This window comes from Pseudomonas sp. HR96 (assembly GCF_034059295.1).
Taxonomy (GTDB): Bacteria; Pseudomonadota; Gammaproteobacteria; order Pseudomonadales; family Pseudomonadaceae; genus Aquipseudomonas.
Map to the genome: position 1 here is coordinate 4,882,920 of NZ_CP139141.1, position 21,729 is coordinate 4,904,648.

Below are 21,729 nucleotides of genomic sequence, written 5' to 3' on the forward strand. Positions count from 1 at the left end.
TTCACTCCAGGATCTGTGCAGGTCGCCAGGCGGCCTGTGAAAAATTCTCGTCGCCGGCAAGCTTGCCTGGCGCAAAGCGCCGGTGATTGGCCACCGGCATGCGCGCCCGTATGGACGCCTGTTCATTGCTGTCGCGGGCGGCCTGCAGCACCGCTTCGCCACGCTCCTGGTGAGCGACGATGCGCCCCCAGGGATCGACGATCGCCGCATGCCCCCAGGTTTCCCGCGGCCCCGGATGGATCCCACCTTGGGCCGCCGCCAGCAGGTAGCACTGGGTTTCGATGGCCCTCGCGCGGATCAGCACCTCCCAGTGCGCCGCGCCGGTAACCGCGGTGAAGGCCGACGGCGCGGTGATCAGCTCGGCCCCGGCCTCGCGCAAGGCCGTGTACAACTCCGGGAAGCGCAGGTCGTAGCATACGCTCAGGCCCAGCCGTCCGACCGGGGTGTCGGCCACCACCACTGCCTGCCCATGAGCATAGTCGTCCGACTCACGGTAGCGCCCGCGTGCATCGGCCACGTCGACGTCGAACAGGTGCAGCTTGTCGTAGCGCGCGGCCTGGCGACCTTGATCGTCGATCAGCAGCGAACAGGCGCGAACCTTGTCGCCGGGCCGACCTTCCGGGGGCAAGGCGACAGTGCCGGCCACTATCCATAACTTGAGGGCGGCAGCGGTGCGTTTCAACCATGGCAGGATCGGACCTTCGCCCTGCGCCTCGGCCAGGCCTATGGCGCCAGCATCGCGCCGCCCCATGGCGGCGAAGTTTTCCGGCAGCACTGCCAGGCGTGCGCCGCCCTCGGCCGCCTGGCGGAGCAACTGCTCGGCCTGGCCGAGGTTGGCCAGCACATCGCTCTGGCTGACCATTTGAATGACGGCGAAACTCTGGCTATCAGCGGACATCGGCGGCTCCGGCGGCGCGCACTCAGCGCTTCTTGTCGAATGGTTTGTCGAAGGTGATCTTCGGCTCCTTCCACGGCCCTTCTACACGGTACTGCACACTGGCCAGGCGCGCGACCCGGTCGCCGAGCAGCTTGTCCACCAGGAACAACGCTCCGCCGATCGCCGGCGCACCGACCAGCAGGGCTGCGATCGGCAGATTGGTGCTGACCGGCAAGGTCACCAGCAGCTTGGCGTCGACCCGATCAGCGGCCATGTCCAGGGTGCCGTTGAGTTCGAAGTTGCTTGAGGGCCCGGTCATGGTGATCGGCTCACGGGTGACGTACACGCCATTGCTGGCCACCAGCAGGCCCTTGACTTGATCGTAGCTCAAGCCTTTGCCCAGCAGGTCGGAGAAGTCCAGGCGCAGGCGCCGACCGATGGAGTTGAAGTTGAGCAGACCGAACACCCGCAAGGCCTGGGCGCCGCCTTCGACTTCGACGAACTGGCCATGCTCCAGGCGCGCGTCGAGACTGCCCGAGAAGCGCTTGAGGGCTATCCAGGCCGGCGAGCCAGGCCAGCGGCCATCGCCGTCGAGGCGGAAACTCTGGCTGGTGACGGTCGGAGCGAAGTTCCACGCCTTGAGCACATCGGCCAGATTCTTGCCTTCCATGCGCCCCTTGAACCAGCTGACCGTATTGCCCGGCGCGCCCTCCCAGGTCCCTGCGCCCTTGAGCTGCAAGCCCTTGAGGCCCATGTCGACATCGTTGAAGGCCAGGCCCTTGGCGGTGGGGCGCAACTTCAGCGACCAGGCGCCCACAGGGTCATCGCCTTGGCTCACCTTGGCGATATTGACGTCCACCGCCGGCAGCTTGCTGGGATCGACCGAGGCCAGCGGGTCGGGGGTGTCCGGGGGATTCTCGACCGTTGCCGCTTTCGGATCGGCCGCAGGCAAGCGCAGGGTCTGCAGGTTGACAGTGATCGGCGCGGCCTTGTCATCCGGCAGGCCGACCGCACCGCTCAGCTGCTGGCTGTCGATGCCCAGGTTCCAGGCCGCCGCCTGACGCTGCAATTGCAGGCGAACCTGATCCAGATCCAGGCCGAAGCCTTTCAAGTGAGTGACCTTGAGGTCGACGCCCGAGAGCAACTGCCTTGGGTCCGCGGCGGCGGTTCCCGCAGCGGGAGCGGAACTGCCCGCAGCGGGAGCGGAATTGGCAGCGCCGGCGTATTGCTCGGCCACCTGCTTCCAGGGGTCGAGGTCCAGCTGGTCGAGCGCGCCACGGATACGCAGGCCCTTGCTGTCAGGCAGTTGTGCATCGCCGGCACCGAGCAGCAAGTCGCCACGGCCATCCGCCAGATTGCTGGCCGGCGCGCTCCAGGCCACCTTGGCAAGGTCGGCATAAGTCACATCGATGCGCCGGTCCGGCCCCTGCAGGTTCATTTTGAAGGTGCTGCTGCGGGTATCGCCCGCGGCCTTGCCATAGGGGGCCGGCAGGTCGATCTTCAGGCCATTGAGATCGGAATTGATGACCAGGCGGCTGTCGTCGCCCAGCCACAACTGCAACTGATACGGAATGTCACCGGACACTGGCGGAGGTTGCTTGAACTGCAGCCAGTCGGTCAGGGCTGCAAGCCCCATCCTGCTCCTGGCAACCACCCGGGTCAGCGGCGCGCCCGGCTTGCCCTCGGCGAAGATCTGCGCGCTGACAGCCTGGCCGAACGCCTGAGCGGACACCGCCGGGCTGCTCAGGCCCTTGTCGTAGTCAAAGCGCATGGCCGCCTTGAGCTGGGTCAGATCCAGGGCTGGGTTGTTCAGCTTCAGGTGGGCATCGTCGGTATTGAAGTCCACCACTACCTTGGGCTGCGAGCCCTTGACCAACGGGATGTCCAGCTTGAGCCGGCCGTTGAGGGCGCCCTCGCCTTGCCAGCCGGCAAAGATAGGGCCGGTGCCGATCGGCGCCTCCTGAAGAATCTTCAAACCGTCGCCCAGCGTGCCGGCGAAGGCGCCGTCCACCAACAGGTGACTGTGCTCGCCGTCGGCCACTCGGGGCACTTCGACGGTCACGTCACTCACCTGTGTGCCAAGCATCTGGCCCTTGTCGGCAAGCACGCGCACGCCGCTGTCTTCGACGTACACGCGGCCATCCACCTGGGTCAGTCCGGGCCAGCCAGGCTGGAAATCCAGCTGCGCATCGCGCACCTTGAAGAACAGGCTGATGTCGCGGCTGTGGTCCGGCGCGGCGTGGGCCAGCGAGCCCTGGTACTGGAAGTAGCCTTCATCGACCTTGCCGGCGACGATGGCCGTGCGCAGCCATTCGTCCAGCGCCGGGCTGAGCACGGCCGGCAGGTATTTGCCGGTGAAGCGGCCGTCGCCCTCGGTCATGCCGACACGCAAATCCATGTAGGGCTCGCGGGTATCGTCGAATGGCAGGCGAATGAGAAAGTCGGCAGCCACCTTGCCCTCGTCACCGGACACCTTGATGTATGGCGCAACCAGGGTGAAGGCGTCCTTGTTCAGGGTCCAGGTCAGCTGGGCATTGGCTTCGCGGTAATACCAGGGGTTTTTGAAGATCGGGTCCAGGTGCAGCATGAAGTCGTGGGTAGCCAGGCGCAGCTCGCCATGGCCCAGGTCGCCACTGATGGCGCCGCTGACGTTGGCCGCCGCCGGCGCGCCGTGATAGGCGGAAAAGGCGACCTTGTCGAGATTGGCGGCGAAGCTGGCGCGCTGGTCACCTTCGGCCTCGGGGCGAATCGCCAACTGCAGGTTGCGCAGGCCGCCCTGCACCTTGAGGTGATCAAGGGTGGTGGCCAGCGCCGGTGGCAGCGGCGCCAAGGCCTCGAGCAGCGGGGTCAGCGGTGTCAGGTCGACCCGGTCGGCCTGGATGCTCCAGCTGGCCGGCTGGCCGCCGCTGGCGCCCTGAGCGTCGATGCCCACGCGGCTTTGCCACCGCTTGGCGGCGTAGGTGAACGCCAGCGAATCAAGGTCCAGGCGCAAACCGTTGGCGCCGCGCTGCAGCCAGGCATTGATGGCGGTGTCGCTCACGGTCACCGGCGGGCGCTCGGCGTAGCTGGCCGTCAGCTGTGGTGCGTTGAAGCGCAGCACGGCGCTCTGCACGCCGCCCTGCCCCCACTCCAGCCAGGCCTCGCCACCGGCCTTGGCCTTGCCCAGGTGCCACTGGCCACTGAGGCTGGGCGGCAGCCACTGCGCCCAGTCACTCTGCGGCAGGCTCAGGTACAGGCTGGCCGGGGCGTCACGCCAGTGTTGCGGCTGGAGCCGCGCGCGCGCGTTCAGGGCCACTGGCTGACCGTCCGGCAGGGTCAGGCGCAGGTCCAGGCGCTGGCGGCCAAAGCTGTTGCGCAGGCTGATGTCGACGTAGGTCAGGGTGAACGGGGCGTGATTCTGCGGTTCCAGGGTCAACTGGCTGCCGAGCACGGAAAGGTGCTCGACCTGCTGAAGCTGGCGCAGGGTCTGCTCGGCGTCGAAAGGGCTGTCGTCTTTGCTGGGCAGGCCCTTGAGCTGCCATTGACCCTGGGCATCTTCGGCCAGGCTCAACTGCAGGCCGCTGAGCTCGACATGGGCCAGGCGCACCTGGCGCGCCAGCAGGCTCGACCAGATGGCCGGCGCCACCCGTACCTGATCCAGGCGCACGGCGCTGCGACCCTGGCCCACCATCACGTCATGGGCCAGCAGGATCGGCGCCAGGCCGCTCCAGCGGCCCTCCAGGCTGCCGATGCGCAGGGGCACGCCCAGCGCCTGCTCGGCCCGCTGCTCGATGTCGGCGCGGTACTCGGCGACCAGTGGGGTCAGCTCACGGCCGAGGCTGACGTACAGGGCCAAGAGAATCAGCAGCAGCGCGCAGAGGCCCAGGCCCCAGCGCGCGACGAACGACAGGCTGCGTTGCAAGGTGTGATTCAGAGGAGCACCACGTCGTATTGTTCCTGGGAATACATGGACTCGACCTGGAACCGAATGGTTCGTCCGATGAAGGTCTCGAGCTCGGCCACGTTACCCGATTCCTCGTCGAGCAGGCGATCGACCACCTTCTGGTTGGCCAGCACGCGATAACCCACGGCCTGGTAGGCCCGTGCCTCGCGCAGGATCTCGCGGAAGATTTCGTAGCACACGGTTTCGGCGGTCTTGAGCTTGCCGCGCCCCTGGCAGCAGGCGCAGGGTTCGCAGAGCACCTGTTCGAGGCTCTCGCGGGTGCGCTTGCGAGTCATCTGCACCAGGCCCAGCTCGGTGATGCCGATGATATTGGTCTTGGCATGGTCGCGCTCGAGCTGCTTCTCCAGGGTTCGCAGCACCTGGCGCTGATGCTCTTCGTCTTCCATGTCGATGAAGTCGATGATGATGATGCCGCCGATGTTGCGCAGGCGCAGCTGACGGGCGATGGCCGTGGCTGCTTCCAGGTTGGTCTTGAAGATGGTCTCTTCGAGGTTGCGATGGCCGACGAAGGCACCGGTGTTGACATCGATGGTGGTCATCGCCTCGGCCGGGTCCACCACCAGGTAGCCGCCGGACTTGAGCAGCACCTTGCGATCGAGCGCGCGCTGGATCTCGTCCTCGACACCATAGAGGTCGAAGATCGGCCGCTCGCCGGGGTAGTGCTCCAGGCGGTCGGCAATCTCCGGCATCAATTCGGCGACGAACTGCGTGGTCTTCTGGAAGGTTTCCCGGGAGTCGATGCGAATCTTCTCGATCTTCGGGTTGACCAGGTCGCGCAGGGTGCGCAGCGCCAGGCCCAGGTCCTCGTAGATTTCGCTGGGTGCGCCAACGGTCTTGATCTGCGCACCGATCTGATCCCAGAGCCGGCGCAGGTAGCGGATGTCCATGAGGATCTCTTCGGCCCGCGCGCCCTCGGCGGCTGTGCGCAGGATGAACCCACCGGCCTCCTTGATGCCCTCGGCGGCCACGCAGTCGCTGACCACCTTCTTCAGGCGCTCACGTTCACCTTCGTCCTCGATCTTCAGGGAAATGCCGACGTGGCTGGTGCGCGGCATGTACACCAGGTAGCGCGAGGGAATCGACAACTGGGTGGTCAACCGCGCGCCCTTGGTGCCGATCGGGTCCTTGGTCACCTGCACCACCAGACTCTGGCCTTCATGCACAAGTGCGCTGATGGTCTCCACCGACGAACCCTCGCGCAGGGAGATTTCCGAGGCATGGATGAACGCAGCGCGGTCCAGGCCGATGTCAATGAAGGCCGCCTGCATGCCTGGCAGCACCCGCACGACCTTGCCCTTGTAGATGTTGCCGACGATTCCGCGACGCTGGGTGCGTTCGACGTGCACCTCCTGCAATACCCCGTTTTCCACCACCGCCACGCGTGACTCCATCGGGGTGATGTTGATCAGGATCTCTTCGCTCATGGCCGGGTCTCGTCAAGGGGTGGCGGGAAGTATTGGAATTATCGAGGCCATCTTGTCAGCCGCAGGCGACGACGTCACGCCTGCCAGCAGGGAATACCGAAATCACCGAGCAATTGCGCCGTTTCGCACAGCGGCAGGCCGACCACCGCCGAGTAGCTGCCCTGCAGGCTTTGCACGAAGACCGCCCCCAGGCCCTGGATGGCATAACCGCCGGCTTTGTCCCGGGGTTCGCCACTGGCCCAGTAGGCCTTGGCTTCGGCGGCGGCAATCGGCCGAAAGCGTACCCGGCTGCTGACGCTGAACACCTGGCTGCGCTCACCGTCGACCAGCGCCACCGAGGTCAACACTTCGTGCTCCTGCCCGGACATCGCCGCCAGGGTGGCCAGCGCGTCGGCTTCGTCCAGCGGCTTGCCGAGGATACGACCGGCCAGCACCACGGCGGTGTCGGCGCTCAGCACCACGCCCGGCCCCGGTGCCTGCTCGGCACCGGCGCGGGCTTTGGCCAGGGCCAGGCGCTCCACATAGGCACGCGGCTGTTCTTGGGGCAGAGGGGTTTCGTCGATGGCGGCGCTGATGACGCTGAACGGCACGCCGATCTGCTCGAGCAGTTCACGCCGACGTGGCGACCCGGAGGCCAGGTAAAGCGCTTTCATGGGACGTCTCCTTGCCCAAAACGGCAGTGTCCAGGCCGGCGCGCCGGGCGGCGCGTGCCGTCAGTTGATTTTCAGGCGCAGAATCAGCCCGCGCAACGCGTAGCTGACCCAGGGCCAGAGCAAGGCGCTGACCAGCGCCGGCAACAGCAGTGCCAGGGTCGGCTGGCGGTTGCCGGTCAGGGCGCTGAGCCACAGTTGCACCAGCTGCGACAGACCGAGCACCACCAGGATCACCAGACTCTGCTGCCACATCGGGAAGCTGCGCACCCGTGGCGCCAGGGTCAGGATAAGGAAGGTGACCAGGCTCAGCACCAACGCATTCTGGCCCAGCAGCGTGCCGTACAGCACATCTTCGGCCAGACCGAGGAGAAATGCGGTGGTCATGCCGATCCTGTTCGGCAGGCTCAAGGCCCAGAACGACATCAGCAGGGCCAGCCACAAGGGCCGCAGGATTTCCATGAACTGCGGCAACGGCGAGACGCTCAGCAGCAGGCCGACGGCAAAGGTCAGCCACACCACCCAGCCATAGTTCGGGGCGCGCACACTCACCATGGGCGATATCTCCGGCTGGCGGGCATCAATGCTGCTCCCTTGATTTGGCTGGCGTCGTCGAATGAGTCGTTGCCGGCCTGGCTGGCGTTGCTGGCGTGGTCGCCGCGCCAGCGGCAGCCGGCGCCGCGCCATGGGGCGCTGCAGTTGCATGGCCACTGGCCGGCGCATGGGCCGCCGGGGCGGCAGCGGGCGTGCTGGTGGCTGCTGGCGTGGCAGCCTGGGTGCCTGCGGGAGTCGCCGCTGGAGCCGCAGCCGGTGCCGCCTGGCCTTGCCGATCGGCCGCTTCCTGGGCCTGGGCGGCATCGCTGGCACGCTGCTCCGGCGAACGACCGTCGGTAAACACCAGCAACAGGTAGCGGCTGCGGTTGAGCGCCGCCGTGGGCACCGCGCGAACGATGGCAAACGGCTGCCCGGAGTCGTGGATGACCTCCTTGACCGTGGCTACCGGATAGCCGGCCGGAAAGCGCTGGCCGAGGCCGGAGCTGACCAGCAGGTCGCCCTCCTTGATGTCGGCGGTGTCGGCAACGTGGCGCAGCTCGAGGCTGTCCGGATCGCCGGTGCCGCTGGCGATCGCGCGCAGGCCGTTGCGATTGACCTGTACCGGAATGCTGTGGGTCGAGTCGGTGAGTAGCAGCACGCGCGAGGTGTAGGGCATCAACTCGACCACCTGACCCATCAGGCCGCGGGCATCGAGCACCGGCTGGCCCAGCACCACGCCGTCGCGTTCGCCCTTGTTGATGACGATGCGATGGGTGAAGGGGTTGGGGTCCATGCCGATCAGCTCGGCCACTTCGACCTTCTCGTTGACCAGCGCCGAGGAATTTAGCAGCTCGCGCAGGCGCACGTTCTGCTCGGTCAGGGCCGCCAGCTTCTGCAGGCGCCCCTGCAACAGCAGGGCTTCGGTCTTGAGTTTCTCGTTCTCGGCGATCAGCTCGGTGCGGCTGCCGAACTGGCTCGCCACACCCTGCCACAGACGCTGCGGCAGGTCGGTGATCCAGTAGGATTGCATCAGCACCAGCGACATCTGGCTGCGCACGGGTTTGAGCAGGGTGAAGCGCGCGTCGACCACCATCAAGGTGACCGACAGCACGACCAGCACCAGCAGGCGTACGCCCAGCGAAGGGCCCTTGGCGAAAAGCGGTTTAATAAGCCGCTCCTCCCAGGCAATGGTTCAAGTGGTCATTCATGGCACAGCAACCGGCTGGAAAAGACAGAACGTCTACAGGCAGCACCTGCGTGCTGCCTACAGTAAGCACACAGGGTGCTGGCTGCAAACGGTAAACGCCTTGCAGGCATCTCTTGGCGAACCGCAGCGGCGAGGCAGAACCTCGCGGCGAGATCATTCGCTGGAGAGCAGGTCCATGGTGTGCTTGTCCATCATTTCCAGGGCGCGACCACCACCGCGAGCCACGCAGGTCAGCGGGTCTTCGGCGACGATCACCGGCAGGCCGGTTTCCTGGGCCAGCAGCTTGTCGAGGTCGCGCAGCAATGCGCCACCACCGGTCAGCACCAGGCCGCGCTCGGCGATGTCGGAGGCCAGTTCCGGCGGCGACTGCTCCAGGGCGCTCTTGACCGCCTGAACGATGGTCGCCAGCGACTCCTGCAGTGCTTCGAGCACTTCGTTGGAGTTCAGGGTGAACGCCCGCGGTACGCCTTCGGCGAGGTTGCGACCGCGCACGTCGACTTCGCGCACTTCGCCGCCCGGGTAGGCGGTGCCGATTTCCTGCTTGATGCGCTCGGCGGTGGATTCGCCGATCAGGCTGCCGTAATTGCGGCGCACGTAGGTCACGATCGCTTCGTCGAAGCGGTCGCCGCCCACTCGCACGGATTCGGCATAGACCACGCCGTTGAGCGAGATCAGGGCGATTTCGGTGGTACCACCACCAATGTCGACCACCATCGAACCGCGGGCTTCTTCAACCGGCAGGCCGGCACCGATGGCGGCTGCCATCGGCTCTTCGATCAGGAACACTTCACGGGCACCGGCACCGAGGGCCGACTCACGGATGGCACGACGCTCCACCTGGGTGGATTTGCAAGGCACACAGATCAGCACGCGCGGGCTGGGCTGCAGAAAGCTGTTCTCGTGCACCTTGTTGATGAAATATTGCAGCATCTTTTCGCAAACGCTGAAGTCGGCGATCACGCCGTCCTTCATCGGACGAATGGCCGCGATGTTGCCAGGCGTACGGCCGAGCATGCGCTTGGCCTCGGTGCCGACCGCGACCACACTTTTCTGATTACCGTGGGTGCGAATGGCCACAACCGAGGGTTCATTGAGGACGATACCGCGCTCACGCACGTAAATAAGGGTGTTGGCAGTGCCCAGGTCGATGGAAAGATCGCTGGAAAACATGCCACGCAGTTTCTTGAACATGGGAAAAGGACCCTAGGCAACGCGTGGGTAAAAAAGTGCGGCAAACTCTAACAACGGCGGGGATTTTGGGCAAGGCGCCAATATGCTAAATTGGTTGTTTTTCCGGACAATCCCTCACCGGATCGCGGCCATCTGACCGTAGAATCGCTGAAGTGTTCCGCAACTGAGCTACGCAATCTAACACACTGCATCCAACACACGGACAGCCTCCGTTTTGTTTTCCACTGGAGATACCCATGGCGCTTGATCGCTCCGACGTGGAAAAAATCGCTCATCTGGCCCGCCTCGGGTTGAATGAAGCCGATCTGCCACGTACCACCGATGCACTCAACAGTATTCTGGGCCTGGTCGACCTGATGCAGGCGGTCGACACCACCGGCATCGAGCCGCTGGCGCACCCCCTGGAAGCCAGTCAGCGCCTGCGCGCCGACCAGGTCACCGAGCACAACAATCGGGACAATTACCAGGCCATCGCGCCCAAGGTCGAGAACGGCCTGTACCTGGTTCCGAAAGTCATCGATTAAGGGAATAGAGCCTGCCATGCATGAATTGACACTGGCCGAGATCGCCCGCGGCCTCGCTGACAAGAAGTTTTCTTCCGAGGAGCTGACCCGCGCCCTGCTGGCGCGCATCCATCAGCTCGACCCGCAAATCAACAGCTTCATCAGCGTCACCGACGAGCTGGCCATCGCCCAGGCCCAGGCCGCCGACGCCCGTCGTGCGCAGGGCGAAAGCGGTGACCTGCTGGGCGCACCGCTGGGCCACAAGGACCTGTTCTGCACCCAGGGCATCCGCACCAGCTGTGCGTCGAAAATGCTCGACAACTTCAAGGCGCCCTACGACGCCACCGTGGTTGCCAAGCTGGCCGCTGCCGGCACCGTGACACTGGGCAAGACCAACATGGACGAATTCGCCATGGGTTCGGCCAACGAGAGCAGCTGGTACGGCGCGGTGAAGAACCCGTGGAACCTGGACCACGTACCGGGCGGTTCGTCCGGCGGTTCGGCCGCCGCCGTGGCCGCGCGCCTGCTGCCTGTGGCCACCGCCACCGACACCGGCGGCTCGATCCGCCAGCCGGCGGCCTTTACCAACCTCACCGGACTGAAACCGACGTATGGTCGCGTTTCGCGCTGGGGCATGATCGCCTACGCTTCCAGCCTCGACCAGGGTGGCGTGCTGGCGCGCACTGCCGAGGACTGCGCACTGCTGCTGCAAGGCATGGCCGGTTTCGACCCGCTGGACTCCACCAGCATCGACCAGCCGGTGCCGAACTACCGCAGCGAGCTCAACGGCTCGCTGCAGGGCCTGCGCATCGGCGTGCCCAAGGAATACTTCGGCGAAGGCCTGGACCCGCGCATCGCCGAGCTGATCCACGCCAGCGTCAAGGAGCTGGAAAAGCTCGGCGCGGTGGTCAAGCCGATCAGCCTGCCGAACATGCAGCACGCCATCCCGGCCTACTACGTGATCGCCCCTGCGGAAGCCTCCTCCAACCTGTCGCGTTTCGACGGCGTACGCTTCGGCTATCGCTGCGAGAACCCCAAGGACCTCACCGACCTCTACGAGCGCTCGCGCGCCGAAGGTTTTGGCGCCGAGGTGCAGCGGCGCATCATGGTCGGCGCCTATGCGCTGTCGGCCGGCTACTATGACGCCTACTACCTGCAGGCGCAGAAGATCCGTCGCCTGATCAAGAACGACTTCATGGCCGCCTTTGAAGAAGTCGACGTAATTCTAGGCCCGACCACGCCGAACCCGGCGTGGAAGCTCGGCGCCAAGAACAACGACCCGGTTGCCGCCTACCTCGAAGACGTCTACACCATCACCGCCAACCTCGCCGGCCTGCCCGGCCTGTCGATGCCGGCCGGTTTCGTCGAGGGCCTGCCGGTGGGCGTGCAACTGCTGGCGCCGTACTTCCAGGAAGGTCGCCTGCTCAACGTAGCCCATCGCTACCAGCAGGCCACCGACTGGCACACCCGTACCCCGGCCGGTTTCTAAGGAGAAAGCTATGCAATGGGAAGTCGTTATCGGGCTGGAGATTCACACCCAGCTCAGCACCCAGTCGAAGATTTTCTCCGGCAGTTCCACCACCTTCGGTTCCGAGCCGAACACCCAGGCCAGCCTGGTCGACCTCGGCATGCCCGGCGTGCTGCCGGTGCTCAACCAGGAAGCGGTGCGCATGGCAGTGATGTTCGGCCTGGCGATCGACGCCGAAATCGGCCAGCACAACGTGTTCGCGCGCAAGAACTACTTCTACCCCGACCTGCCCAAGGGCTATCAGATCAGCCAGATGGAGCTGCCGATCGTCGGCAAGGGCCACCTGGACATCACCCTGGAAGACGGCACCATCAAGCGCATCGGCGTGACCCGCGCGCACCTCGAAGAAGACGCCGGCAAGAGTCTGCACGAAGACTTCAGCGGCAGCACCGGCATCGACCTCAACCGCGCCGGCACCCCGCTGCTGGAGATCGTGTCCGAGCCGGACATGCGCAGTGCCAAGGAAGCCGTGGCCTACGTCAAGGCCATGCACTCGCTGGTGCGCTACCTGGGCATCTGCGACGGCAACATGGCCGAAGGCTCGCTGCGCTGCGACTGCAACGTCTCGGTGCGCCCGGTAGGGCAAAAGGAATTCGGCACCCGCTGCGAGATCAAAAACGTCAACTCGTTCCGCTTCATAGAACGCGCCATCAACAGTGAAGTGGCGCGCCAGATCGAGCTGATCGAAGACGGCGGCAAGGTCATTCAGCAGACCCGCCTGTACGACCCGAACAAGGACGAGACCCGCGCCATGCGCAGCAAGGAGGAAGCCAACGACTACCGTTACTTCCCCGACCCGGACCTGCTGCCGGTGGTCATCGAGGACGCCTTCCTCGACGCCACCCGCGCCACCTTGCCAGAGCTGCCGCCGCAGAAGCGCGAGCGCTTCCAGCGCCAGTTCGGCCTGTCGCTGTACGACGCCAGCGTGCTGGCTTCCAGCCGTGAGCAGGCCGACTACTTCGAGCAGGTCGTCAGCATCGGCGGCGACGCCAAGCTGGCAGCGAACTGGGTCATGGTCGAACTGGGCAGCCTGCTCAACAAGCTGGGCCTGGAGATCGACCAGGCACCGGTCAGCGCCGAGCAACTGGGCGGCATGCTGCTGCGCATCAAGGACAACACCATCTCCGGCAAAATCGCCAAGATGGTGTTCGAGGCGATGGCCAACGGTGAAGGCAGCGCCGATCAGATCATCGAAGCCAAGGGCCTCAAGCAGGTGACCGACAGCGGCGCGATCGAGAAGGTGCTGGACGAAGTGCTGGCCGCCAACGCTGAACAGGTCGAGCAATACCGCGCTGCCGACGAGGCCAAGCGCGGCAAGATGTTCGGCTTCTTCGTCGGCCAGGCCATGAAAGCCTCCAAGGGCAAGGCCAACCCGCAACAGGTGAACGAATTGCTCAAGAGCAAGCTCGAAGGCTGATCGTTCCTCCGGTCAGAAAGCCCGGGGGCAAAGCCCCCGAGCTTTTCCGGGCACCTCGACAAGGATCCCCCGACATGTGGCGCCTGCTCTCGGCTCTCGCCCTCATTAGCCTCCTCGCCGGCTGCGCCAGCCAGGAATCGCTCATCGACCCCCACGGCTACAACGAAACCGGCGCGGCATCCTTCTATGCTGCTCGCCATCAGGGCCGGCGCACCGCCAGCGGCGAGCGCTTCGACCAGAACGACCTGACCGCCGCCCACCGCCGCCTGCCGTTCGACACCCGCGTACAGGTCACCAACCTGGCCAACGGGCGCAGCGTCGTGGTGCGCATCAACGACCGCGGCCCGCACACCCGCTCGCGACTGATCGATGTCTCGCGCGCCGCCGCCGAACAACTCGGCATGATCGGTAGCGGAACCGCGCAAGTGCGGGTACAAAGTCTTTCCGACTGAACTCTCCAGGATCTATCGCCATCTTCGACGTCGCGCCCCCTCTTGCCCTGAGCCTGCTGCAATGGGCCGCCGGCCTGCTGCTGCTGATCGGCGGCGCCGACCTGCTGGTGCGCGCCGCCGTGCGCCTGGCCAACCGCTGGCGGGTACGCCCACTGATCATCGGCCTGAGCATGGTGGCCTGCGGCAGCAGTGCGCCGCAGCTGGTCATCAGCCTGCAGGCAGCCTTGGGCGGCGCCCAGGACATTGCCGTGAGCAGTGTGTTCGGCAGCAACATCTTCAACCTGCTGGTGACCCTCGGCTTGACCGCCCTGCTCACGCCGCTGCGGGTTTCGCGCACCTTGGTGCGCCTGGACATCCCGTTGATGATCGGTGCCAGCCTTCTGGTCTGGTTGCTGTCGCTGAATCAGCAGCTGGGTCGCCTGGAAGGCCTGGCGCTGCTGTGCGGCTTGGCCCTGTACCTGTTCCTGATCCGCCGCCAGGCCCGGCGCCAGCAACGCCCGCTGCCCGCAACCGGGCAGCCGGCAACGCGCGCCTGGCCGCAGCTGCTGGTGCTGCTGGCGGGGCTTGGACTGTTGATCGCTGGCGGCCACCTGCTGCTGGACGCTGCAGTGGACATCGCCGAGGGTTACGGCCTGTCCGATCGCATCATCGGCCTGACCATCGTCGCCGTCGGCACCTCGATGCCGGAACTGGCCACTTCCTTGATCGCCGCGCTGCGCGGCCAGCGCGACCTGGCCGTGGGCAATGTGGTGGGCAGCTGCCTGTTCAACCTGCTCGGGGTGCTGGGCCTGACCGCGCTGGCTGCCCCGCAACCCTTGAGCATTTCACCCAATGCGCTGACGTTCGACCTGCCGGTGATGATAGGCGTTGCAGCCTTGAGCCTGCCGTTGTTTCTCAGCGGCTTTCGCATCACCCGCGCCGAAGGCATCGCCCTGCTCGGCCTGTACCTGGCCTATGGGCTGCACGTGATTGCCTTCAGCACCGGGCTGGGGCTGGCAACACGGCTGGAGCGGCTGATGCTGTTCTATGGGCTGCCGCTGCTGGCGGCGCTGCTGCTGGCCAGCTTCGTGCGAGGGTGGCGCAGGCAGCAACGCAAGGGCTGAGGGACTTGTCAAAGCTTGGAACCGCGCCGACGCTTGATCACAAAGGCCACACCCAGCAACGCCATCCAGAACGGGATCAGGATCACCGAGATGCGGATCCCCGGGGTCATGTACATGATCACCAGGATGCCCGCCAGAAACGCCAGGCACAGGTAGTTGGTCAGCGGGTAGCCCCAGCTGGGAAAGAGGGTCGTCCGACCTTCGCCGCGCTTGGCAGCGCGGAACTTCAGGTGGGTGATACTGATGATGCACCAGTTGATCACCAGCGCCGACACCACCAGCGACATCAGCAACTGCAGCGCTTCGCCGGGCATCACGTAGTTGACCACGACGCACAAGGCCGTGGCCAGGGCCGAGACGCCCAGGGCGGTGAGCGGTACGCCACCGCTGTTGACCTTGAGCAACGCCTTGGGCGCGTCGCCCTGGCGCGCCAGGCCGAACAGCATGCGGCTGTTGCAGTACACGCAGCTGTTGTAGACCGACAGCGCGGCGGTCAACACCACCACGTTGAGCACGTTGGCGACTGCATTGGCGTTCAGGGCGTGGAAGATCAGCACGAACGGGCTACCGCCCTGCACCACGTTCTGCCACGGGAACAGCGACAGCAGAATGAACAGCGCCCCCACATAGAACAGGAGAATCCGGTAGATCACCTGGTTGGTCGCCCGCGGGATGCTGCGCTGCGGATCGTCCGCTTCGGCAGCGGTGATACCCACCAGTTCCAGGCCGCCAAAAGAGAACATGATCACCGCCATGGCGCTGATCAGGCCGCCGACGCCGGTGGCGAAGAAGCCGCCGTGCTGCCAGAGATTGGCAACGCCAGCCTGCGGGCCGCCGTTGCCGCTGAGCAACAGCCAGGCGCCGAAGCCGATCATGGCGATGATCGCCACCACCTTGACCAGCGAGAACCAGAACTCCATCTCCCCGTAGACCTTGACCTGGCTGAGGTTGATCAGGTTGATCAGCACGAAGAAGAACATTGCCGTGATCCAGGTTGGAAACCCTGGCAGCCAATAGTCGACGAACACGCCCACCGCCGTCAGCTCGGCCATGCCCACCAGCACGTACAGCACCCAGTAGTTCCAGCCCGACATGAAGCCGGCGAACTCGCCCCAGTAGCTGTGGGCAAAGTGGCTGAAGGAACCGGCGACCGGCTCCTCGACCACCATTTCACCCATCTGGCGCATGATGAAGAAGGCAATCAGCCCGGCGATCGCATAGCCGAGGATCACCGAGGGGCCAGCCATGCCGATGGTCTGGCCGATGCTCAGGAACAGGCCGGTGCCGAGCGCACCACCCAGGGCGATGAGTTGGATATGGCGGTTTTTCAGGCCGCGGTGCAGGCCTGCGGGCGCCGATTGGTCAACCATGGAGGGGTCCTTCGCAGTGTCGTGAGCGCCGAGGCTGGCGGTGGGCGCACAGGATCTATATCCAGCCGCCGCACTGCAAGAGGAAAATGCCGATATTGGTGGTGATCGCTGCGGCGACGGTGGTGATCACGATGATCGCCGCCGCCAACTGGTGGTTGCCATTGGCCGCGCGGGCCATGACGTAGCTGGCCGCCGCAGTGGGCGCGCCGATGTAGAGAAACAGGATGCCCAGTTCGGCCTTGCGAAAACCCAGGGCCCAGGCGATGAAGGTGAAGATCAGCGGCAGCCAGACCATCTTCACCAGACTGGCGTCGACCGCCAGCGCACCACTCTCGCGCAGGGCCGCCAACGACAGGGTGCCACCGATGCAGATCAGCGCCAAAGGCAGGGTCATCTGCGCCACGTAGTCGCCGGAGGAGAGAATCCAGTTGGGCAGCGGCACCTGCCAGATGGCCATGGGCGTGGCGGCGATCACGCTAATGATCAACGGGTTGGCCACCACGCTCTTGGTGATGCTCCAGGGGTCGGACTTGATCACCGGGCTGTAGATGGCCAGCACTACGGTCGACAGCGAGTTGTAGAGAACAATCACCAGGCCCGCCAGGATCGCCCCCAACGAGATGCCGTAGTCGCCGTACATGCTGGCCGCCAGCGCCAGGCCGATGACGCCGTTGTTGCCGCGGAACGCGCCCTGGGCATAAATGCCACGGTCGGCCAGCGGCGCCCGCCAGATGGCCATGCCCCAACTGATGGCGAAGCTGGCGACCGTAGCGAAGATAAAGTAGAAGATCAGCCCCGGCTTGATCGCGGCGTGCAGGTCGGCGTGGTAGATGCCCAGAAACAGCAGCGCCGGCATGCACACGTTGAACACCAGCGACGACGCGGTGTGGATGAAATTGTCGTTGATCCAGTCGATGCGCTTGAGCAGCACACCGAGAAACAGCATGGCGAACACCGGCATGGTGATGTTCAACGTTTGCAGGAAGATCGCCAGCATGCCGGGGCATCCTTGTGGTCAGGGCTTGTGGGTCACCCTTGAACCTGGGCGTCTTCATGGGCCTGGCGCAGCCGCTCGCGACTGTTGGTCAGGTGCAGGCGCATGGCCGCGCGTGCCGCATCGGAATCCTGGCGGGCGATGGCCTCGTAGATTTCCTCGTGCTCGCGACTCAGGCGGTTCATGTAATGCTGCTGGTCATCATGGGCCAGGCGCGCCGAGTTCAGCCGCGTGCGCGGGATGATGCTGGTGCCTAGATGGGTCATGATGTCGGTGAAATAGCGATTGCCAGTGGAGTAGGCGATCTGCAGGTGAAACTGGAAGTCCGAAGCCACGGCGTCGGTGGCGTGGGCGGCGCTTTCCTGCAGGGCATCCAGCGCGGCGCGCATGGCACCCAGTTGCTCCGGCGAGCGGCGCTGGGCAGCCAGGCCAGCGGATTCCACCTCAAGGCTGATGCGCAGCTCCAGCACGGCCAGCACTTCGCGCAGGGTGACGATGGTCGCCGGGTCGATGCGAAAACCGCTCGGGCTGGGGGTGTCGAGCACGAAGGTGCCGATGCCGTGGCGCGTCTCGACCTGGCCGGCCGCCTGCAGCCGCGAGATCGCCTCGCGCACCACGGTGCGGCTGACCCCCTGCTCTTCCATGATCGCCGACTCGGTGGGCAGCTTGTCACCGCGCTTGAGCTCGCCACTGAGGATCCGCTCCGTCAGTACCGTGACCAGTTCCTGGGCAAGGCTGCGGGGCTTTCTGCGGGCCCGGGGCGGAGCGCTGTGCTTTTCCATATCCAACATCGTTCTCGAACTGTGGTTATTGTCTGCGCATCATAGCGCAAGCGGGTTGTACGATCACAGTGACGGTACTGTCGCACCCTGCGGCACCAGTTGCCCCCCTTCAATGCGCACCTGGCGGGTATGGAAGCGCTTGAGGCTGCTGCGATGGCCGACGCTGACGATGGTCAGGCCTGGCAGCTGCTCGATCAGCGCTTCATACAGGGCCGCCTCGTCCTCCTCGTCCATGGCCGAGGTGGCCTCATCCAGGTACAGCCACTGGGGCGCATAGAGCAAGGCGCGGGCAAAGGCCAGGCGCTGCTGCTCGCCAGGCGACAGCAGGCGCTGCCAGTGATTGCTCTCGTCCAGCCGCTCGACCAGCGCGCTCAGGCGGCAGGCCTGCAACACCTGGGCATAGCGCTCGGCCGCGTAGGCCTCCACCGGCTGTGGATAACTCAGTGCCTCGCGCAGCGTGCCGATCGGCAGGTAGGGCTTTTGCGGCAGGAACAAGGTGCGCTCCGCCGGCACTTCGATCTGCCCACGGCCATTGGGCCAGAGGTTGCCCAGCGCACGCAGCAAGGTGCTCTTGCCTGAACCGGAGCGGCCGCTGAGCAGCACTCGCTCGCCTGCGCCGACGTCCAGCTCGACGCTGTCGAGCAATACCGGGCCATTGGCCAGGCCCAGGGTCAGGTCGGAGACTTTCAGGGCGTGGCCCCGTTGCAGCACCTGCACGCCGCCGCTGCGCTCCTCGTTGGCGTCCATGGCCGCGCGGAAGCTGAGCAGACGATCACAGGTGGCACGCCAACTGGCTAGGCTCACATAGGCGTCGATGAACCAGCTGAGGCTTTCCTGCACGTTGCCGAATGCCTGGGAAATCTGCATGAGACTGCCCAGGTCGATCTTGCCGCTGAAGTAACGTGGCGCCGCGACGATGAAGGGGAACACGTTGGCGATCTGCGCATAGCCACTGGTAAAGAAGCTCATGCGCTTCTGTACCCGCATCATGTCCCAATAGTTGCTCCAGACCCGGCCGAATCGCTGGCTCAGGCGCAGGTTTTCGTTGGCCTCGCCATCGAACAGGGCGATGCTCTCGGCGTTCTCGCGCACCCGCACCAGGCTGAAACGCAGGTCGGCTTCGAAACGCTGTTGCTGGTTGCTCAGGCCGATCAGGCGGCGACCGATCAGGTGGGTGATCCAGCTCCCGACCAGCGCGTACAGCAACGCCGCCCAGAACATGTACCCGGGGATGCTGAGGCCGAACACCTCGATGGAGCCGGAGACGCCCCAGAGGATCACCGAGAACGACACCAGGCTGACCAGATTGCGGATAAAGCCCAGGCCAAGCGCCAGGGTGTCCGAGGTAAAGCTGTTGAGGTCTTCGGACAGCCGCTGATCCGGGTTGTCGGTGGTGGCGCGCTGCTCGAGCTGGTAGTAGTTCTTGTGCGCCAGCCACTTGGCGAAATGCTTTTCGGTCAGCCAGCGACGCCAGCGGATGGTCAGCATCTGCGTCAGGTAGGTGCGAAACACTCCGGCGATGATCGCCACCACGGCAATGCCGCAGAAGTACAGGATCAGCTGCACGAACGCGTCGTAGTCCTTGTGCTCCAGCGCATTGTAGAAGTCACGGTTCCAGCTGTTGAACCATACCGACATGGCCACGCTGATCAGCGACAGGCCGATCACGGTCAGCAGCAGCACCCAGGCGCCGGCTTTTTCTTCGCTGCGCCAGTACGGCGTGATGAGTTTCCACACCCGCGGCAGGAAGCGATCATGCACGGCGTCGTTGACCGCGGAATTTTCAGCGTTCTGGTTCATCGTTCAGGCTCGAAGGTGGCTGGCTGCGCGCAGGGGACGCTCTCGCCCCCCGGCGCGAAACGGCAGGAAATTGAAGTTCAGCGGCGGACCGGGCGCTTTTGCAGCTTGCGCTGCAGGGTGCGCCGATGCATGCCCAAGGCGCGGGCGGTAGCGGAGATGTTGCCCTCATGCTCGGTAAGCACGCGCTGGATGTGCTCCCATTGCAGGCGGTCCACCGACATGGGATTTTCCGGCACCAGGGTGTCGAGGTCGGCGTGCTCGGACAGCAACGCGGCCAGTACGTCGTCGGCATCGGCCGGCTTGCACAGGTAGTTGCAGGCGCCGCGCTTGATCGCCTCGACGGCGGTGGCGATGCTCGAATAGCCGGTGAGGATCACCACGCGCATCTCCGGGTCCAGCTCCAGCAGCTTGGGCAGCAACACCAGACCGGAGTCGCCCTCCATTTTCAGGTCCAGCGCGGCGAAATCCGGCAGGTCCTGCTGGGCCAGCGCCAGGCCTTCATCGGCCGAAGCCGCCGTGCTCACGCGAAAGCCGCGGCGGCCCATGGCGCGCGCCATCACCCGGGTAAAGGTGGCGTCGTCGTCGACCAGCAGCAGGTGGGGCAGGTCTTCGCTTTCAACCTGGGTTTCGTCACTCATGTCCGTCTCCTCGGGCGTCACGGGGCAGGCGCAGCTCGGTGAGCGTGCCGCCATCCTCATGACTATAGAGTTTCACCGAGCCGCCGGCACGTGTCACGCTGGCCTTGCTCAGAAACAGGCCCAGGCCGAAGCCTTTGCCTTTGGTGGTAAAAAAAGGTTTGCCGATCTGCTCGGCGATAGCCAAGGGTACACCGGGACCGTGGTCGCGGATGCTGATGAAGATATTTTCAGAATTCCAGTCAAGCTGAACTTGCAGGTCATCCGGGCAGGCGTCGGCGGCATTGTTCAACAGATTGAGCAGCGCCTGGGTCAGATCGGGCGGCGGCGCCAGCCAGGGCACCATGCCCGGGCCCAGGCATTCGAAGCGGTAGGTGCTTTCCGGGCGCATCAGGTGCCAGCGGTCCAGAGACTCGGCCAGCCAGGCGGTGACTTCGCGGTTGACCACGGCCATGCGCCGGTTGGCCTCGGCGGCACGCACCAGTTGCTGCAAGGTCTCCTTGCACAGCTTGACCTGATCCTGCAGCACCGAGAGGTCTTCCTGCAACGCCGGGTCGGTGTGGTCCTGGCGCATTTCCTTGAGCAGCACGCTCATGGTCGCCAGCGGCGTGCCCAATTCGTGCGCCGCACCCGCAGCTTCGGTGGCCACCGCGAGCAGCTGCTGATCGCGCAGCCCCTCTTCGCGGCGCTCGGCACGCAGCTGCTCCTGGCGCCGCAGCTCCTCGGCCATGCGCGCGGCGAAAAAGGTGATGACCCCCGCCGCCAGGGCGAAGCTCAGCCACATGCCGTAGATCTGCATGTTCTCGCGGGCGATGATCGGGAAGGTTTCCAGCGGATAGAAGCGCACCAGCAAAGTGGTGTAGCAGACCAGCGCCAACCCTGAGAGCCCCAGCGAGTAGACCCACGGCAAAGTCACCGCGGCGATGGTCAGCGGCACCAGGTAGTAGGACACGAAAGGGTTGGTCGAGCCGCCCGAGTAGTACAGCAGCACGCTGTGGATGAGCAGGTCGCAGGCCAGCTGCAGCGAATATTCGAGCTCAGTGACCGGCATCGAGGCGCGCAGGCGCATGGAAGTGACGGCGCAGAGCACGGCCGAACAGGCCAGGGTGATGCTCAATGGCAACCAGGGCAGCGGCAGCAGATGGGTCAGGTAGGCAAAGCCGACCGAGCCGGCCTGGGCGGCCAATACCAGGATGCGTACCAGGGTCAGGCGCCAGAGGTTCTGGCGTGTAGCAGAAAGAGGTACCGAGGCGAGCATGAGCTCTCCATATGGGCGCAGCGGGCAGATCGTGGCAAGTATAACCGTGTGTTACAGAATA

18 protein-coding genes are annotated in these 21,729 nt (G+C 65.1%); 5 read left to right on the top strand and 13 right to left on the bottom strand.

Annotation, left to right across the window (positions count from 1 at the left end):
* Nucleotide 1 precedes the first annotated feature (1 nt).
* The 7 genes from SFA35_RS21900 to mreB form a co-directional block, all read right to left on the bottom strand.
* On the bottom strand, nt 2–898 hold the full coding sequence (locus SFA35_RS21900) for a carbon-nitrogen hydrolase family protein (protein WP_320572596.1): 897 nt from the start codon (nt 896–898) through the stop codon (nt 2–4).
* Nucleotides 899–920: 22 nt separating this feature from the next.
* Nucleotides 921–4,778 carry a YhdP family protein gene (locus tag SFA35_RS21905; RefSeq protein WP_320572598.1) on the bottom strand — a complete coding sequence of 1,286 codons (3,858 nt, stop codon included), beginning with the start codon at nt 4,776–4,778 and terminating at the stop codon, nt 921–923.
* A gap of 8 nt (nt 4,779–4,786) precedes the next feature.
* Nucleotides 4,787–6,244, bottom strand: coding sequence for a ribonuclease G (gene rng / locus SFA35_RS21910; RefSeq protein WP_320572599.1), 1,458 nt, complete (start codon nt 6,242–6,244; stop codon nt 4,787–4,789).
* Nucleotides 6,245–6,318: 74 nt separating this feature from the next.
* Nucleotides 6,319–6,897, bottom strand: coding sequence for a nucleoside triphosphate pyrophosphatase (locus SFA35_RS21915; protein WP_320572600.1), 579 nt, complete (start codon nt 6,895–6,897; stop codon nt 6,319–6,321).
* Between the two features lie 60 nt (nt 6,898–6,957).
* A complete protein-coding gene (mreD, locus tag SFA35_RS21920) occupies nt 6,958–7,449 on the bottom strand; it encodes a rod shape-determining protein MreD (RefSeq protein ID WP_320572601.1) in 492 nt (163 codons plus the stop codon).
* A gap of 25 nt (nt 7,450–7,474) precedes the next feature.
* Nucleotides 7,475–8,566, bottom strand: a complete 1,092-nt coding sequence (mreC, locus tag SFA35_RS21925; protein ID WP_320579181.1) for a rod shape-determining protein MreC — start codon at nt 8,564–8,566, stop codon at nt 7,475–7,477.
* Between the two features lie 222 nt (nt 8,567–8,788).
* The gene (gene mreB / locus SFA35_RS21930) at nt 8,789–9,826 is read right to left on the bottom strand and encodes a rod shape-determining protein MreB (protein WP_008371426.1); all 1,038 of its coding nucleotides are present in this window, start codon (nt 9,824–9,826) and stop codon (nt 8,789–8,791) included.
* A 236-nt stretch (nt 9,827–10,062) separates the two neighbouring features.
* Here mreB and gatC point away from each other — a divergent pair, with 236 nt between their 5' ends.
* The 5 genes from gatC to SFA35_RS21955 all read left to right on the top strand — a co-directional run bounded on the left by gatC (nt 10,063) and on the right by SFA35_RS21955 (nt 14,829).
* The gene (gatC, locus tag SFA35_RS21935; protein WP_320572604.1) at nt 10,063–10,350 is read left to right on the top strand and encodes an Asp-tRNA(Asn)/Glu-tRNA(Gln) amidotransferase subunit GatC; all 288 of its coding nucleotides are present in this window, start codon (nt 10,063–10,065) and stop codon (nt 10,348–10,350) included.
* A 16-nt stretch (nt 10,351–10,366) separates the two neighbouring features.
* Complete coding sequence (gene gatA / locus SFA35_RS21940) at nt 10,367–11,818, top strand: Asp-tRNA(Asn)/Glu-tRNA(Gln) amidotransferase subunit GatA (protein ID WP_320572606.1); 1,452 nt, start codon at nt 10,367–10,369, stop codon at nt 11,816–11,818.
* Between the two features lie 10 nt (nt 11,819–11,828).
* On the top strand, nt 11,829–13,274 hold the full coding sequence (gene gatB, locus SFA35_RS21945; RefSeq protein ID WP_320572608.1) for an Asp-tRNA(Asn)/Glu-tRNA(Gln) amidotransferase subunit GatB: 1,446 nt from the start codon (nt 11,829–11,831) through the stop codon (nt 13,272–13,274).
* 74 nt (nt 13,275–13,348) lie between these two features.
* Complete coding sequence (locus tag SFA35_RS21950; RefSeq protein ID WP_320572610.1) at nt 13,349–13,726, top strand: septal ring lytic transglycosylase RlpA family protein; 378 nt, start codon at nt 13,349–13,351, stop codon at nt 13,724–13,726.
* 53 nt (nt 13,727–13,779) lie between these two features.
* On the top strand, nt 13,780–14,829 hold the full coding sequence (locus tag SFA35_RS21955; RefSeq protein WP_320579184.1) for a calcium/sodium antiporter: 1,050 nt from the start codon (nt 13,780–13,782) through the stop codon (nt 14,827–14,829).
* Nucleotides 14,830–14,837: 8 nt separating this feature from the next.
* Here SFA35_RS21955 and SFA35_RS21960 read toward each other — a convergent pair whose 3' ends face one another.
* From SFA35_RS21960 to SFA35_RS21985, 6 genes are all read right to left on the bottom strand, one after another.
* A complete protein-coding gene (locus SFA35_RS21960; RefSeq protein ID WP_320572613.1) occupies nt 14,838–16,199 on the bottom strand; it encodes an amino acid permease in 1,362 nt (453 codons plus the stop codon).
* Nucleotides 16,200–16,254: 55 nt separating this feature from the next.
* A complete protein-coding gene (locus SFA35_RS21965) occupies nt 16,255–17,196 on the bottom strand; it encodes an AEC family transporter (protein ID WP_320572615.1) in 942 nt (313 codons plus the stop codon).
* Nucleotides 17,197–17,228: 32 nt separating this feature from the next.
* Nucleotides 17,229–17,975 carry a FadR/GntR family transcriptional regulator gene (locus tag SFA35_RS21970; RefSeq protein WP_320572617.1) on the bottom strand — a complete coding sequence of 249 codons (747 nt, stop codon included), beginning with the start codon at nt 17,973–17,975 and terminating at the stop codon, nt 17,229–17,231.
* 63 nt (nt 17,976–18,038) lie between these two features.
* Nucleotides 18,039–19,775 carry an ABC transporter ATP-binding protein/permease gene (locus SFA35_RS21975; protein ID WP_320572619.1) on the bottom strand — a complete coding sequence of 579 codons (1,737 nt, stop codon included), beginning with the start codon at nt 19,773–19,775 and terminating at the stop codon, nt 18,039–18,041.
* 77 nt (nt 19,776–19,852) lie between these two features.
* Nucleotides 19,853–20,413 (bottom strand): response regulator transcription factor, encoded by a 561-nt coding sequence (locus tag SFA35_RS21980; RefSeq protein WP_320572622.1) that lies wholly within the window; start codon nt 20,411–20,413, stop codon nt 19,853–19,855.
* Complete coding sequence (locus tag SFA35_RS21985; protein ID WP_320572624.1) at nt 20,406–21,668, bottom strand: ATP-binding protein; 1,263 nt, start codon at nt 21,666–21,668, stop codon at nt 20,406–20,408. The genes SFA35_RS21980 and SFA35_RS21985 overlap by 8 nt, the downstream gene beginning before the upstream one ends.
* Nucleotides 21,669–21,729: the final 61 nt, after the last annotated feature.